The organism is Streptomyces antarcticus, assembly GCF_026627255.1.
GTDB classification, from domain to species: domain Bacteria; phylum Actinomycetota; class Actinomycetes; order Streptomycetales; family Streptomycetaceae; genus Streptomyces; species Streptomyces antarcticus.
Genome location: NZ_JAPNLM010000032.1, coordinates 58,408 through 72,726 on the forward strand (window position 1 = coordinate 58,408; position 14,319 = coordinate 72,726).

General features: G+C 70.8%; 12 protein-coding genes. 10 read left to right on the top strand and 2 right to left on the bottom strand.

What is annotated here, in order from left to right; genetic code table 11:
* Positions 1-30 precede the first annotated feature (30 nt).
* From OTB16_RS33410 to OTB16_RS33450, 9 genes are all read left to right on the top strand, one after another.
* Positions 31-1,089, top strand: a complete 1,059-nt coding sequence (locus OTB16_RS33410; protein WP_267725845.1) for an aspartate-semialdehyde dehydrogenase — start codon at positions 31-33, stop codon at positions 1,087-1,089.
* On the top strand, positions 1,086-2,183 hold the full coding sequence (locus OTB16_RS33415) for an amino acid kinase family protein (protein WP_267725847.1): 1,098 nt from the start codon (positions 1,086-1,088) through the stop codon (positions 2,181-2,183). The genes OTB16_RS33410 and OTB16_RS33415 overlap by 4 nt, the downstream gene beginning before the upstream one ends.
* A gap of 5 nt (positions 2,184-2,188) precedes the next feature.
* Positions 2,189-3,217, top strand: a complete 1,029-nt coding sequence (locus OTB16_RS33420; RefSeq protein WP_267725850.1) for a TauD/TfdA family dioxygenase — start codon at positions 2,189-2,191, stop codon at positions 3,215-3,217.
* Between the two features lie 492 nt (positions 3,218-3,709).
* Complete coding sequence (locus tag OTB16_RS33425; RefSeq protein ID WP_267725853.1) at positions 3,710-4,723, top strand: LuxR C-terminal-related transcriptional regulator; 1,014 nt, start codon at positions 3,710-3,712, stop codon at positions 4,721-4,723.
* Between the two features lie 108 nt (positions 4,724-4,831).
* Entirely contained in the window at positions 4,832-5,731 is a 900-nt protein-coding gene (locus OTB16_RS33430; protein WP_267725856.1) for a LysR family transcriptional regulator, read from the top strand.
* Between the two features lie 366 nt (positions 5,732-6,097).
* On the top strand, positions 6,098-8,257 hold the full coding sequence (locus OTB16_RS33435; RefSeq protein ID WP_267725859.1) for a YcaO-like family protein: 2,160 nt from the start codon (positions 6,098-6,100) through the stop codon (positions 8,255-8,257).
* Positions 8,258-8,265: 8 nt separating this feature from the next.
* Positions 8,266-9,534, top strand: coding sequence for an MDR family MFS transporter (locus tag OTB16_RS33440; RefSeq protein WP_267725861.1), 1,269 nt, complete (start codon positions 8,266-8,268; stop codon positions 9,532-9,534).
* Entirely contained in the window at positions 9,527-10,072 is a 546-nt protein-coding gene (locus OTB16_RS33445; protein ID WP_267725863.1) for a GNAT family N-acetyltransferase, read from the top strand. The genes OTB16_RS33440 and OTB16_RS33445 overlap by 8 nt, the downstream gene beginning before the upstream one ends.
* 39 nt (positions 10,073-10,111) lie before the next feature.
* Positions 10,112-11,806, top strand: coding sequence for a DUF885 domain-containing protein (locus OTB16_RS33450; protein ID WP_267725866.1), 1,695 nt, complete (start codon positions 10,112-10,114; stop codon positions 11,804-11,806).
* 107 nt (positions 11,807-11,913) lie between these two features.
* Here the strand turns inward: OTB16_RS33450 and OTB16_RS33455 are convergent, their stop codons facing one another.
* A complete protein-coding gene (locus tag OTB16_RS33455) occupies positions 11,914-12,696 on the bottom strand; it encodes an alpha/beta hydrolase family protein (RefSeq protein ID WP_324290915.1) in 783 nt (260 codons plus the stop codon).
* A 387-nt stretch (positions 12,697-13,083) separates the two neighbouring features.
* Here OTB16_RS33455 and OTB16_RS39735 point away from each other — a divergent pair, with 387 nt between their 5' ends.
* The gene (locus tag OTB16_RS39735) at positions 13,084-13,752 is read left to right on the top strand and encodes a hypothetical protein (protein ID WP_420717847.1); all 669 of its coding nucleotides are present in this window, start codon (positions 13,084-13,086) and stop codon (positions 13,750-13,752) included.
* A 116-nt stretch (positions 13,753-13,868) separates the two neighbouring features.
* Here OTB16_RS39735 and OTB16_RS33465 read toward each other — a convergent pair whose 3' ends face one another.
* On the bottom strand, positions 13,869-14,114 hold the full coding sequence (locus OTB16_RS33465) for a hypothetical protein (protein WP_267725871.1): 246 nt from the start codon (positions 14,112-14,114) through the stop codon (positions 13,869-13,871).
* Positions 14,115-14,319: the final 205 nt, after the last annotated feature.

The window sequence follows — 14,319 nt, forward strand, 5'->3', positions numbered from 1 at the left end:
CCCTCGTCCCGTCCAGAACGGAGAAGTCCAATGACCCTCGTCACCGACCCCGCCGCTCCGCGCATCGCCATCGTCGGCGCGACCGGAGCCGTGGGTAGCACTTTCATCGAGCTGATGGAGGAACGGGAGCTGCGCTACCGCGAGCTGTACCTGGTCGCCTCCTCGCGCAGCGCGGGCCGGCAGATCCTGGTGGAAGGAAGGCCGTACGAGGTACAGGCACTCCAGGACTTCGACTTCGGCCTCGTCGACCTGGCCTTCTTCTCCGCCGGCACCAGCGTCAGCGCCGCCTGGGTGCCGACCGCCGTGGCCAAGGGCGCGCTGGTCATTGACAACACCAACGCCTTCCGGATGGACCCCGCCACCCCGCTCGTCGTGCCCCAGGTCAACTTCCGCGCCCTGGACCGGCCCCCGGAGAGCGGGATCATCGCCAACCCCAACTGTTCGACCATTCCGCTGGTCCGCCTGCTCCAGCCGGTGGAACGGCGCTGGGGCGTGCGCCGGGCCGTGGTCAGCACCTACCAGGCCGCTTCGGGCCAGGGACACCAGGGCATCGAGGAACTGCTGGAGGGCAGCGACCTGGCACTGCGGGACCCCGACGCGGAGCTGCCGTCCGAGCGGTTCCGGCCCCCGCTGGCCTTCAACGTGGTGCCCTTCATCGACGTCCTCCAGGACAGCGGATTCACCCTGGAGGAAGAGAAGATGGTCCGGGAGTCCCGCAAGATCCTCGACCTGGCCCACCTGGACGTCACCGCCACCTGTGTCCGCGTCCCCGTCGTCAACTGCCACTCCGAGGCGGTCTGGATCGAGGCGGACTCCCCGGTGGACCGCGACGAGCTGATCGCCCTGCTCTCCGTACAGCCCGAGGTCACCGTGCACGACGGGGAGAACCGGGCGGCGTTCCCGACCCCACTGAACGCCGGGCACCCCGATCACGTGCACGTCGGCCGGGTACGGGTGTCCCCGCACAACCCATGCGGCTTCTGGCTGTGGCTGGTCTCCGACAACCTGCGCGTCGGCGCGGCCCTGAACGCGATCCAGATCGCCGACTACGTCCTGGCCCGCGGCTTCCTGGCGGGAGGCATCCGGTGAAGACCCCGGTGGTACTGAAGTTCGGCGGCTCCACCTTCCGCACCCCCGGCGGCTACGAGGACCTCGCGCGCGGCCTCGACGAACGCATCCGCCGCGAACCCGGCCCGATGGCCGTGGTCGTCAGCGCGATGCAGGGCGAGACCGAGGGACTGCGCGGGCGCCTGCACGAGGTCAACCGGCAGCCGGGGGCCGCCACCGCCGCCGGCCTGCTGACCACCGCCGACCTGGTCAGCGCCCATCTGCTGGCCACCGCCCTGCACCGCAGGGGACGTACCGCCACCGTGCTCGCCGGCCACCAGCTCGGACTGACCACCAACGCCTCCTTCCTGTGGGCCCGCGTGGTCGACACCGACCCGGCCCCGCTGCGCAGGGCGCTGGCGCGGTACGAGGTGGTGGTGGTGCCCGGGGGACAGGCGGTGGACGGCGAGGGCCGCCCGACCTGGCTGGGCAAGAACAGCTCCGACCTGTCGGCCCTGGCCGTGGCCCGGGCCGTCGGCAGCCGCGTTTGCGAGATCCACTCGGACGTGGACGGGATCTACACCAGCGACCCCCACCTGGTCTCCGGGACCCGCATGCTCCCGGAGGTCTCGTACAACATGGCGGCGCTGATGTCGCTGTACGGGGCGAAGGTGCTGCACCGCCGCGCCGTACAGCTGGCGTTGCGGCACCGAATCGAGATCGTGCTGCGCCACAACCGCGCCCCGTACAAGACGGGCACCACGATCAGCGGGACCGGAACCCAGATGGCGGCGGTGGTCTTCAACCAGCGCTCCCTGGTGCTCGACTACCGCGACGACGCGCACGCCGACTCCGCCCACCACGCCTTCCACCTGGAAGGACTCGACACGGTGCGACTGAACCGCCGCCCGTCGGTGGCGGTCGTCGGCGGATATGTGGATACGGAGGCCGTCCAGCGCAAGCACGGCGTCAAGGCCGGGAGCCCCGCGGGAGTACCCGTGGCCGAGGTGCGGGGCAGCAAGGTCACCACGCACGTGGCCCAGGGGAGCGAGGACGCCCTGCGCCTGGCGCAGCGGCTGCACGACGGACTGGACTTCCCGGTTCCAGGGCGGACCGGCGTACGAGTGGGGGTGTGAGCGATATGAGCGAGTCCACCATGACCATGCGCGCGGCCGAGGCCGCGACCTTCGCGGACCTGGCGCTGCCGGACGCGATGCGGGCGGCGATCGGCCGGGAGCTGGAGAGCCTGCCCGATCCGAGCGCGGACATCGACCGGGCGAGCGCCCGCTGCCACCAGGTGTTCGCGATGCTGCCCCTGGACCTCCTGCGCTCCGTCCTGGACTTCGGCCGGCACAACGACGCCCCCGGCGTCGCCCTGGTGCGCAACCTGCCCGTCGACGCACGGACCGGCCCGACCCCGCTGGACGGCGGGCCTGGCCGGGGCAAGAGCGGATTCGTCAGCGAGGGCGTACTGCTGGGCCTGAGCGGTCTCCTGGGAGAGCCGCTCGGCGTGCTCACGGAGAAGGCCGGCCGGCTGATCCACGACGTGGTCCCGGTCGCCGGCGGGGAGCGGACCCAGACCAACCAGAGCTCCGCGGTGTTCCTGAACTTCCACAGCGACATCACCTACGACCCGACGGGCCGCTACGACCGCGCCAACCCGGACTTCCTCGTACTCAACTGCCTGCGCGGCGACCCCGCCGGGGAGGCGGTCACCTATTACGCCGATGCCCGCGACATCTGCGGGGAGCTGCCGTCGGACGCGCTGGAAATCCTGCGCGGTCCCCACTTCCGGCTCAATGCGCCGGGCAGCTACACCCGCAGTGTCGCGGGTGGTTCGGAGGTGCTCTCCGAGCCGGTACCGATCCTCAGCGGCGGCGGGACCCATCCGGAGATCGCCGTGTCGGCCAATGGGGTGCACGCGCTGAACCGTGATGCCGGGGCAGCGTTCGAACGGCTCCAGGAGACGTGCCGTTCGGTGGCGCACGAGGTGCGGCTGGAGCCGGGTCAGGCCCTGCTCGTCAACAACCGCAAGGGCGTTCACGCCCGATCGCGCTTCGCCGCCCGCCACGACGGCCGGGACCGCTGGCTCCAGCGCACCTATGTGCGGCGCAGCCTCTGGGACATCCGCTACCGGGTGACTCCGCAGGACCACCGGGTGCACTTCTGATCGGTCGGGGGGCGGCTACGAGAGCCGCCGCGGCCAGTGGAGGGTTTCGGAATCCGCGCCGAAAGAGTCGTATACGTCTGCGGGGAATTTCGTCTGGGCCACAATTGATCCTCGGTTGTGTGCTGTCGGCTCAGGCATTTCCGTCACCCTTCACCGGGGCAGCGGGTCGGAGTCGGGCAGGGGGGGTGTCCCACTTGTCGTCGGCGCTAATCACCGTGCCGTGTTTTCCGCCGACGGAGGCCGTCGGGACGGCCAGGCCAACTGAATGAAACACTCCGATTGCCAGTAGTGCGGCGGCGATGCCCTGGGCCAGGAAAGTTCGTGCACTCACGTCGCGATCCCCCGGTATGCCTCGTTTACGTGCGGTGCACCGTGCGACCGCAATGAAAATCTGTCACCTTTAAAGATCCACCTCGAGGGGTAGCGGATGTCCTATAATGGAGCGGCCGTAAGTGGATAGCGGCAAATCGGGCATCCAGGCGGGGGCTGACCGTGACCGAGCACCACCTTTTGGGCGAAATCGCCTTAGCGACCTACGAGTACGCGCTCCGCACCGGGTCCTTCACGGACGAGGACGTCGCCCACCACCTCGGCGTCGAGGTCCACTTGGTCACCGAGGCCCGCAAGGACCTCCAGAACCTGAGGCTGCTCGCCTCCGCGGGGGGCCACCGCGCCATGGTGGCACTCGACCCCGAGATCGCCGAAGCCGAGCTGGTCACCCCGCTGGAACTGTCGATCGCCCAGCGCCGCCGCGAGATCTCCGGGATCCACCAGCAACTGCGGGCGCTGTCCGCCATGTACCGCTCGCGCGCGCAGCCCGTGGCGGAGGACGTACCCATCCGCGTCCTGGACGACTTCGAGGACGTCCGGCGCGAGATCGACCTCGCACGCCGGCGCTGCACCGAAGAGCGCATCACCCTCCAACCGGGCGGCGGACGCAGCGCGGAACTGCTCGAACAGGACCTGTTGCAGACTCTGGAGCTCCGCCAGCGCGGCGTCAGCATCCGGACCCTCTACCAGAACACCGCCTCGGCGAGCCTGGCCACCCGCTCCTACGTACGCCAGATCAGCGCGGCCGGCGCCGAGGTCCGCACCGCGGAGGAACTCTCCGAGCGGCTCATCATCTACGACCGCAAGCTCGCCTTCATCCCCAAGGAACGCAAGGGCAAGGAACCGCCCGGCGCGGCCCTCGTCACGGACCCCACCGTCGTCGCCTACCTGTGCCGCTCCTTCGAGTCCGTCTGGCAGGGCAGCCAGGCCTTCGACATCGGCGGGGCCGCCGAGTACCACCACACCGAGGACCTGAGGATGTCGGTCATCCGGCTGATGGCGATGGGGCTCAAGGACGAAGTCATCGCCCGGCGCCTCGGGATGGCCACCCGGACCTGCCGCAGGCACATCTCCGTCATCATGAGCGAGGTCGGGGCCACCAGCCGTTTCCAGGCCGGGATAGTGCTCACCCGCCAGGGGCTGATCCCCGACGGTGAAGCCGTGTCAAGTTCCTGACGGGTGCTGTCCGCTAGGTGACATCGATTTTTCTGGTCACCGCTTCCCGCTGTTGATTCCCTGGTGTCGGCGCTGCAAGTCCGGCGAAAACCGAGCCATGGAGGGGACATGGACATTCGGCAGTTGGCGACGTTCCACAAGGTGGCGACGCTGCTCAGCTTCACCCGCGCGGCGGTTGAACTGAAGTACGCGCAATCCAGCGTCACGGGCCACGTCAAGAGCCTGGAAGAATCACTGGAGGTCAGCCTTTTCGACCGCCTCGGAGGCCGGGTCGAACTCACCGAGGCCGGCCGCCGCCTCCTGCCGTACGCGGAGCAGATGCTCGCACTCGCCGGCGAGGCCCGCGGCGCGGCGCTCGGCTCCGACGGGCCGGCCGGGGTACTCACCGTCGGGTCCATGGAGAGCATCACCTCCTACCGCATGCCGACGCTCCTGGAGTTCTTCCACCACCGCCACCCGGCGCTCCAGATCCTCCTGCGCCCCAGCCTCTGCGCCGAAACCTGCCACGCCCTGCGCCAGGGCCTGTTCGACCTGGGCTTCCTCATGGAAGCCGAGACCCGCCACCCCGGCGTACAGACGGAGATCCTCGGCTCCGAACCGCTCACCGTGGTCGCCGCCCCGGGTCACCCGCTGACCCTGGCGGAGAAGGTCACCACGGAAGACCTGCGGTCCGTCCGCGTCATCTCCGCCGAGGCCGGCTGCGCCTACCGCGAGCTGTTCGAAGCGGAACTGAACGACGGAACCGGCGAATCCCTGCCCTTCCTGGAGTTCGGCACGATCGAGTCCATCAAGCGCGGCGTGGCCGCGGGCCTGGGCATCAGCCTCCTGCCCACCGCCACCGTCGCGGACTCCCTCGAAGCCGGCACCCTGGAAGCCCTGCCCTGGCCGATCCCCTTCGAGGTCCACACCCAGATCGCCTGGCGCCGCGGCAGGACCCTCTCCCGCGAGATGCGCACCTTCATCGACCAGACGATCCGCTTCCTCTCCGAGGAATACGCCACCCACTGACACCGAATCAGCAGAATCGGGACAAAATCGCACCGGCCATCGGGAACAGGGATTGCCCATCGGAATTCCTGAATTTACTTTCCTAGGCGCCGGTCTGGAATCTTGTTAATCTCATTCCAGATCGACCGACACAACCAGGAGGTAATTCCATGATTTCCACCGTCAAGATCAGCGCCGTCACCGCTGTCGTCCACAACCGCGCCGTGGTCCACAACCGCGCCGTGGTCCACAACCGCGCGGTGGTTCACAACCGCTCGGTCGCCAAGTGACGCTGACCTGCTGAAACAGGTGTCGCCAAGGCTCCGGGTCGTGTACCCGGGGCCATTGGCCTTTTGCTGTACGCATTCGATTCGACGGGGGGCCGGCATGGCAGAACTCATGGAACTCGCGGACGTGGAAATCTACGACATCGAGCGAGACCTGTGTTTTCTCGCCACCCCGAACGGCGGCGAGTTCTATATCTCCGCACCCACCCCCGAGTTCCGCGCGTGGGCGGCCCGCTGCGACGGCACCAGGACCCGCACGGAACTGCTCGCGGGAATGCCCCCCGAATACGCCGAGGTGGTCGACGTCCTGCGGCACGACGGCTGCCTACGCCCGGCACCGGCCACGAACGGCGCCGCGCGAGCGGCCCGCCTCGCCCGTACGAGGGTGCTCACCACGGGCTCGCCGGCCCTCACGGCGCCCCTGCGGCACGCACTGAGCACGACCGGCTACGCCTCCGTGGCACCGGCGCCCGAGGACCTCTCTGAGGTCGACGCCCGCGACACCGTACTCGTCGCCGCCTTCGACCACCCCGCCTACGCCGAGCTCACCCGGATCGACGAACTGTGCGCCGGACTTGGCCTGCGCTGGCTGCCGCTGCGCCGCGAACGCAGCCGGGCGGTCCTCGGACCGGCGATCGTCCCCGGCGCCACGGCGGACTTCGCCGACGTACGGGAGCGCCGGCTGTCCGCCGCGCGCGACCCCCGGGTCGTCGAGGCCATGACGGCAGCGCCGGAGGCGGACAGCCCCCGGCTGCGCGCCGCCGACGCCCGCTGGGTCCTCGCGCAGCTCGACGCGCACCTGGAACGCTGGGTCGCCGACGGGGCCGCCGTGGACGAGACCGACCTGGACCCGGGCGCCTTCACCCAGGTCAGCCGCACCGTACTGCCGGTCCCGACCCGGCCCCGGCCCGTGGTCCGCGGCGACGCCGAGGCCGACCTGCTCGTCGACGACCAGGTCGGCGTGGTCACCGGAGTACAAGAGCTGGCCCCGCTGGCGAACACACCGGCCGCGCTGCGGGTCTGCGCCGTCGACGTCGCCGACATGCGGCGCGTCGCGGACTGGCACAACGACCGCCAGGCGTTCGGCACGTCCTGGGTCGAGTTCGACGCCGCCCGCCGCAGCGCCGTAGGCGAGGCCGTCGAACGCTACTGCACCAGCAGGCTGCCCCAGGAACGGCTCCGCTACGGCAGCCACACCAGGCTCCGCCGCGCCGGGGTACCCGCGCTCGACCCGCGCCGACTGCACCTGTACTCGCAGCGCCAGTACCGCACCGACGGCTTCCCCTTCGCACCGCTCACCGTGGACTCCGAGTGCGCCTGGATCGAGGGCCGCTCGTGGACCACCGGCGAGCCCGTGTGGGTGCCGGCGGCCCTGATCGCACACGACGAGGCCGACCCGGTCAGGTACTGCGACCCCCTGGTGGCCGGCGTGGCCGCGGGAGTGAACGAGGAGCACGCCGTCACCTCGGGACTGGAAGAAGTCATCGAGCGCGACACCACCATGGTGTGGTGGGCCAACGCCGCCCGCCTTCCCAGGCTCCCGCTGACCGACCAGATCCGGGAGCTGGTCGCCGACAGCCTCGACGCCTACGAGATCACCCTGATCCACCTGGACAACGAGTTCGGGGTCCCGGTCGTCGCCGCCGTCGTACGCGACCGTGCCACCCAGTGGCTGACCATCGGCTTCGCCACCCGCCCCGACCCGCAGGACGCGGCGGAGAAGGCGCTCGCCGAAGGGTTCACCCTGCACTACACCTGCCACTACCTCGACAACGGGAAGGCACTGGAGCAGGGCCAGACAGAACTGCCGCACCTGGGCAACCTCAAGCCGTACCGCGCCGACCGGCGCTATCTCGACTCCTACCGCGCGGACTTCGCCGACGTCCGGGACCTGCTGTGCCAGCAGCAGCTCCACCTCGACCCCAGGGCCGGGCAGCGCGTCGCGCCCTGGCTCCAGGACCTGGAGACCCGCCCCTGGGACGGACTCCCCACCCTCGGCGAACGCCGCCTCACCGCCTACCGCGAACGGGTCGAGGCCCGCGGCTTCGAAGTGATCAGCGTCGACATGACGACCTGTGACGTCGAAGCCGCGGGGTTCACCGCCACCCACACGATCGTGCCCGGCCTCGTGTCGAACTTCCCCGCCGGACTCCCGATGTGGGGCGACGGGCGGATCGGCCGCGCCGGGGTCCAGCTCGGCTGGCGGTCACAGCCGCCGGCCGAGGAAGAACTCAACGTCTTCCCACTCCCCCACGCGTGAGGACACCGATGGCTTTCACCGAAACAATCGGCCTGCCCAACACCCGGGGGCGCGGGCCCCTGATCGTCGCGCAGATCGTCGACGCACTGGGTACCGGACTCTTCCTGCCGTTCGCCGTCGTCTACTTCCACGTGGCCAAGGACCTCCCGCTGACCACAGTCGGCCTGATGCTGTCGGCCGCCGCGCTGCTCGCCCTGCCGGCCGGACCGCTGGCCGGCCCGATGATCGACCGGTTCGGGCCGCGCCGGGTGGTGGTCGCCGGCAACCTGGTCCGCGTACTGACCTTCACCGGCTACGTGTTCACCGACGTCCCATGGCAGCTGATCGTGCTGGTCACCATCACCCTCGCGGGCGAGAGCCAGTTCCGCCCCGGGGCCGCCGCCCTGGTGGCCCAGGTGGCCGACGACGGACAGCGGGCCCGCTGGTACGCGATGGACCGGGCCCTGCGCAACATCGGGTTCGGCGCCGGCGGGCTGCTCGGCAGCGTACTGGTCACCTGGGGCGGCAACACCGGCTACACCGGGGTGGTGGTGCTCAACGCGGTGTCCTTCCTCGTCGCGTCCGCCCTGGTGGCGACCTGGCGCCCGGCCCGCACCCCCGTCACGGACCCGGGCCCTGCCCCTGCCTCCGGCCCTGCCCCTGACCCGGCCGGGAAGCGCGGCGGGTACCAGGAGGTGCTCGCCGACCGCGCCTATCTCGGCGTACTGTCGACCGTCTGCGTGTTCGCCCTGTGCGACCTCGCGCTGACCTTACTGCTGAGCGCCTACGTGATCGAGGCGCGCGGGCTGCCCGCCTGGCAGCCCGGGGTACTGTTCGCGATCAACACCGTACTGGTGATGCTCGCGCAGACCCTGGTGGCCAAGGCCGTCGAGCGGCACCGCAGGCCCAGGGTGCTCCAGGTGGCGGCCGCCCTGTGGGTGGTGTCCTTCCTGCTCTTCGCGGCGGTCCCCGCGGAACGCGCGGGCCTGGCGTTCGCCGGACTCGTACTCGGTATGGTCGTCTTCACCGTCGCGGAACTGCTCCAGGCGCCGACCAGCATCGCGCTGACCGTGGCGATGGCCCCCGCGCACCTGCGGGGCCGCTACCTCGGGTTGGAGGAACTGATGTGGGGCCTGGCCAAGGTACTGGCGCCCGTGCTGTTCACGTGGCTGCTGGCGAAGGGCCCCGGCCTGCCGTGGCTCGCGCTCTGCGTCTGCTGCCTCGGAGCGGTGGCGGTACTGCACCGGCTGAGCCGGGTACTCCCCGCACGCGCGGTCCGGGAGACCGTCGGTGCCTGAGCGCACTGGCACGCTCCGCCGCCCCGGGGAGTTCCGCGAGGTCTACCACCAGGTGTACCGGGAGCCGCCGTACTGCGAGGACGAGGCGGCCGCGGACGGGTTCGCGGCGCAGCTGGCCGAACACGCGGCGCTCCCCGGCTTCTCCGTGACCACCGTGCACGCCGCCAGCGGTGCGCTCGCCGGCTTCGCCTACGGAGTGCGCCGCGACCGCGGATGGTGGCATCCGCGGGCCGCCTCGCCCCCGCCCCGGGACCTGCGGGGGCCGCTGTTCTACGTCTACGAGCTCGCCGTCGTACGGGAACTGCGCGGCCTCGGCCACGGCCGGGCGCTCCTGGACCTGCTGCTGGCCGACCGGACCGAGCCCTTCGCCGTACTCGCCGCGTCCACCGGGGCACCGGCGCACGCGCGGTACCTGCGGTGGGGCTGGACCGGAGCGGGCCGCCTCACCGGCCCGCCGGACGGCGTGGACATCCTCGCCCGCCCGCTGCCCCCGCCCCCGCCCCCGCCCGAGATCCGACAGGCACCTCCCGCACCGTGACGGTGCGCAGGACGTGCCATCCGTACGAGGAAGGCCCGCATGCCGCACACCACCGCATCCGGGGGCAGCCAGCTGCCCCGCCAGGTCGCCGACGCCTACGTCGACGCGATCGTCGCCCTGGACCCGCTCATCGGCACCTACCTCGGCATCGCCGAGAGCTCCGCCCGCCTCCCCGACTTCTCCCCGGCGGGCCAGGAGGAGATAGCCCTGCTCGCCCGCGCCACCCTGGAGCGGCTCACGGAGGCCGAGGCCCGGCCCGGCGGCGACAGCGTCGCCGAACGGCGCTGCGCCCAGCTGCTGCGCGAGCGGCTCACCGCCGAACTGGCCGTCCACGAGGCGGGCGAGGGCCTGCGTACGGTCAGCAACATCCACTCACCGCTGCACCGCGTCCGCGAGATCTTCACCATCACCCCCACCGACACCGAAGCGGACTGGGCGGCGATCGCCCGGCGCCTGCTGGCCGTACCTCGGTCGCTGGCGGGCTACCGCACCTCCCTGGAGGCCGGCCTCGAACAGGACCTGCCGGCGGGACCGCGCCAAGTCACCGCCGTCACAGCCCAGCTGACGGAGTGGATCGGCACCGACCGCAGCTGGTTCGCCGAGTTCGCCGAGCCGGGACCCGAGCGGCTGCGCGAGGAGCTCACCGAGGCCGCAGCGGTGGCCACCGGCGCCCTGGTGGAGCTGCGCGACTGGTTCCGTGACACCTACGCCCCGGCCGTCGCGGGCGCCCCGGACGTGGTCGGCCGGGAACGCTACGGCCGCCTCGCGCGCTTCTACAACGGCGCCGACCTCGACCTCGACGAGGCCTACGCCTTCGGCTGGGCCGAGTTCCACCGGCTCCTGGCCGAGATGCGGGTCGAGGCCGGGAAGGTGCTGCCGGGGGCCGCGAGCCCGTGGGAGGCACTGGCCTGGTGCGACCGGCACGGCGAGGCGATCGAAGGGGTCGAGGAGGTCCGGAAGTGGCTCCAGTCGCTGATGGACGAGGCCATCGAGGCCCTGGACGGAACCCACTTCGAACTGGCCGAGCGGGTACGCCGGGTGGAGTCCCACATCGCCCCGCCGGGCAGCGCCGCCGCGCCGTACTACACCGAGCCGTCGCTGGACTTCTCCCGGCCCGGCCGCACCTGGCTGCCGACGATGGGCGAGACCCGCTTCCCGGCGTACGACCTGGTCACCACCTGGTACCACGAGGGCGTGCCCGGGCACCACCTCCAACTGGCGCAGTGGGCGCACGTCGCGGACAGCCTCTCCCGCTACCAGACCACGGTGGGCCTCGTCAGCGCCAACGCCGAGGGCTGGGCCCTGTACGCCGAGCGCCTCATGGACGAACTGGGCTTCCTGACCGGCGCGGAGCGGCGGCTGGGCTACCTGGACGCGCAGATGCTCCGCGCCGTCCGCGTCGTCATCGACATCGGCATGCACCTGGAACTGGAGATCCCCGCGCACTCCCCCTTCCACCCGGGCGAACGCTGGACCCCGGAACTGGCGCAGGAGTTCCTCGCCCGCCACAGCAGCCGCCCGGCCGACTACGTCGAGAGCGAGGTCATCCGCTACCAGGGCATGGCGGGCCAGGCCATCGGCTACAAGCTCGGCGAGCGGGTCTGGCTCCAGGGCCGCGAGGCGGCCCGCGCCCGCCACGGCGCGTCCTTCGACCTCAAGGCCTGGCACATGGCGGCACTGTCACAGGGCTCCCTGGGCCTGGACGACCTCCTGCACGAAATCTCGTCCCTCTGACGCCCACACCGCTCCCGGCCCCCCGGCCCTCCGGCCCCCGGGAGCGGCCGGGCCGGGAACGCCGGCGAGGCGCCGTACGGGGTACGCCGCCTCGCCGGCGGTGCTGTTCAGGAGAACATCTCGGCCAGGAGTTCACCGCTGATGGTGATGGGGGCGGGGCGGTAGGCGGGTGGCTGCGTGTCCGTCAGTTCGCGGACCAGGAAGTCCCAGGAGCGCTTGCGGACGTAGGCCAGGCAGTCGATGAACGTGTGCTCGGCCCTGGGCACGATGAGCAGCTCGAAGTCCTTGTCGGCGGCGATGAGCCGGTCGGCCAGGCGGAGTGTGCGGTCCGGGTGGACATGGTCGTCCATTTCGCCGTGGATGAGGAGGAGTTTGCCCGCCAGGCGGTCGGCGAGGCCGAGGTTGGAGGTGCGGGCCCAGGCCTCGGGGTTGTCAGCGCCGTCGTAGGTTTCCACGAAGCCCGCGTTGAAGTGGCGGGCGTCGTGTGAGCCGGATAGGGCGACTGCGGCCTTGTACACCTCGGGGAAGTCCAGCATCGCCCGGGCCGCGGCGAATCCGCCGCCGGAGTGGCCGAAGGCGCCCACCCGGTCCAGGTCCATCCACGGCCGGGTCCGGGCCAGCTGGCGCAGGGCCGCGACGTGGTCGGCCAGGCCGCCCGCGTCGGCCAAGTGGCCGTACGAGGCGTCGTGGAAGGCCTTGCTCCGCCCGGGGGTTCCTCGCCCGTCCAGCGCGATCACCACGAATCCCAGCGCCGCGAGGGGTTCCGCGTCGAGGCCCATCCCGCCGGGGTCGAAGCACGGGGCGACCCGGTTGACCTGCGGGCGGGGGTAGAGGTTGTCCACCACCGGGTAACGCCGGGCGGGGTCGAATCCCCGCGGCCGGTACAGCACTCCGTAGAGGTCCGTGACCCCGTCGGCCGCCTTGACGCGAAAGCGTTCCGGCGGCGTTCCTGCTGCTGGACGGCACCCCCGAGGAGATCCTGGAAGTCGCCCGAGCCCTCGCACTGGAACTGGGTACCTGCGCCTGGACCGACTACAGCGAAATCCTCACCACCGGTCTGGGCACCCGTCTCTCCGGCCTCCTGCCGCAGGGCCGCATCCGTACGATGCCACACCTGCCCGCCGTCGCCTCCGAACCTCGGGGAGCTCCTCCTCGAGGCCCACCAGACCGGGGAATAGGTCCTTCCCTGGCTGCTCATCGGCGCCGGGGACCACGGCGAGGACGACGTCATCCGGCTCGCGGACGCCCTGTCCGCAGCCCGCGATCTACAGACGGCCGTGGTCCTGCCCGCCACCACCACGACCCGCCGCGTGTTCCGCCACGCCGAGATCCTCGACACCACCCGCGACCACGAGGCACTCCTGGCCCCGCTGGAGACGCCGGTCACCCTGCAGCGCGTCACGGACGAGCAGTACCGGGAGTACGTCCACGCCCTGCAGGTCTCGACCGAGGAGCCAGCATCCGCGACCGGGCCCTGGGAGTTCGCCGAGGACCACGGCCAGGCGGCCGTCGCCGGAGCGCCGCTGACCGTCCGGGTCACCAGCGCCGACGCCACTCAGGACCCCGGGAACCCCTTCCCCGCGCTCCTCGCCGGAGTCGCCCCCACCCCAGCAGCTGCTCCCCTGGTTCCCGTCCCGCCCACCAGCGCATCGAGCGACGCCACCGAGGCTGAGGACACCAACGAGACTCCGGCTGAACCGGCCTCGCTGGAAAGTCGAACGAACCCTCGGCTGGATCATGAAATCCCGCCGCAACGTCCGGGACTACGAACGGTTGCCTCAGAACTCCGAAGCCCATCTGACCTGGGCACATATCACGCTCATGACCCGGCGCCTCACCCGCAAGGGGCCACGCGCCAACTGGTCGAAGAAGTCGGCCGAGAGCAGCTGCACCCCGCCCACCGGCCTTGGCATCCCACACTGAGCTTCAGCCCTGGCGCGCGGTAGAAATGGCGCTGACCAATCCGGCTGAAGTCCGGGCCGTGTCCCCCTCTACGGGCGGCCGGGTGCCGGATCGAGCTCGTGATACTGGCCATGGCAGAGCCAGTCAGCAAGCGCAGCTCTCACTCCGGCGCCGGGGCGGCACCGCGCCGCCGAAGGTCCTGCACCGCCAAAGCCACGCCTCGGCCATCGGCCACCATCGCCCAGAGTCCCAGCGGGATAACAAGCCACCGCCACGCGCTATGGAAGTGCGTGATCACGGCGATGACGAAGATGAGCTGAGCCGCGCAAAGTGCCAGGTTGCCCAGCAAACGCAGCACCGGATGCGGTCTCCTGTGGAACATCTCTTCGAACAAGGTCTTCTCCACTGTCCCACCCCTCAATCAGACCGGGACCACCCCGGACGACGACAGGCAAACAGTAGCGGCGTACTCGAACAGGCACTCAGTAGGGTCGGGGACTGGCGCGGTGGCTTTCGCTCCGTTTCCAGTCCCCGCCGCTTCAAACCGTGCATGCAGTTCTCCCGCACACGGCTTTCCGACATCGTTCACCGACTGGCATGCGCCGTCGCTC

Coding starts and splice junctions, on each gene's coding strand:
- OTB16_RS33435 (WP_267725859.1), top strand. CDS start 6,098: ATGGCAGAACTCATGGAACTCGCGGACGTGGAAATCTACGACATCGAG.
- OTB16_RS33440 (WP_267725861.1), top strand. CDS start 8,266: ATGGCTTTCACCGAAACAATCGGCCTGCCCAACACCCGGGGGCGCGGG.
- OTB16_RS33430 (WP_267725856.1), top strand. CDS start 4,832: ATGGACATTCGGCAGTTGGCGACGTTCCACAAGGTGGCGACGCTGCTC.
- OTB16_RS33420 (WP_267725850.1), top strand. CDS start 2,189: ATGAGCGAGTCCACCATGACCATGCGCGCGGCCGAGGCCGCGACCTTC.
- OTB16_RS33450 (WP_267725866.1), top strand. CDS start 10,112: ATGCCGCACACCACCGCATCCGGGGGCAGCCAGCTGCCCCGCCAGGTC.
- OTB16_RS33410 (WP_267725845.1), top strand. CDS start 31: ATGACCCTCGTCACCGACCCCGCCGCTCCGCGCATCGCCATCGTCGGC.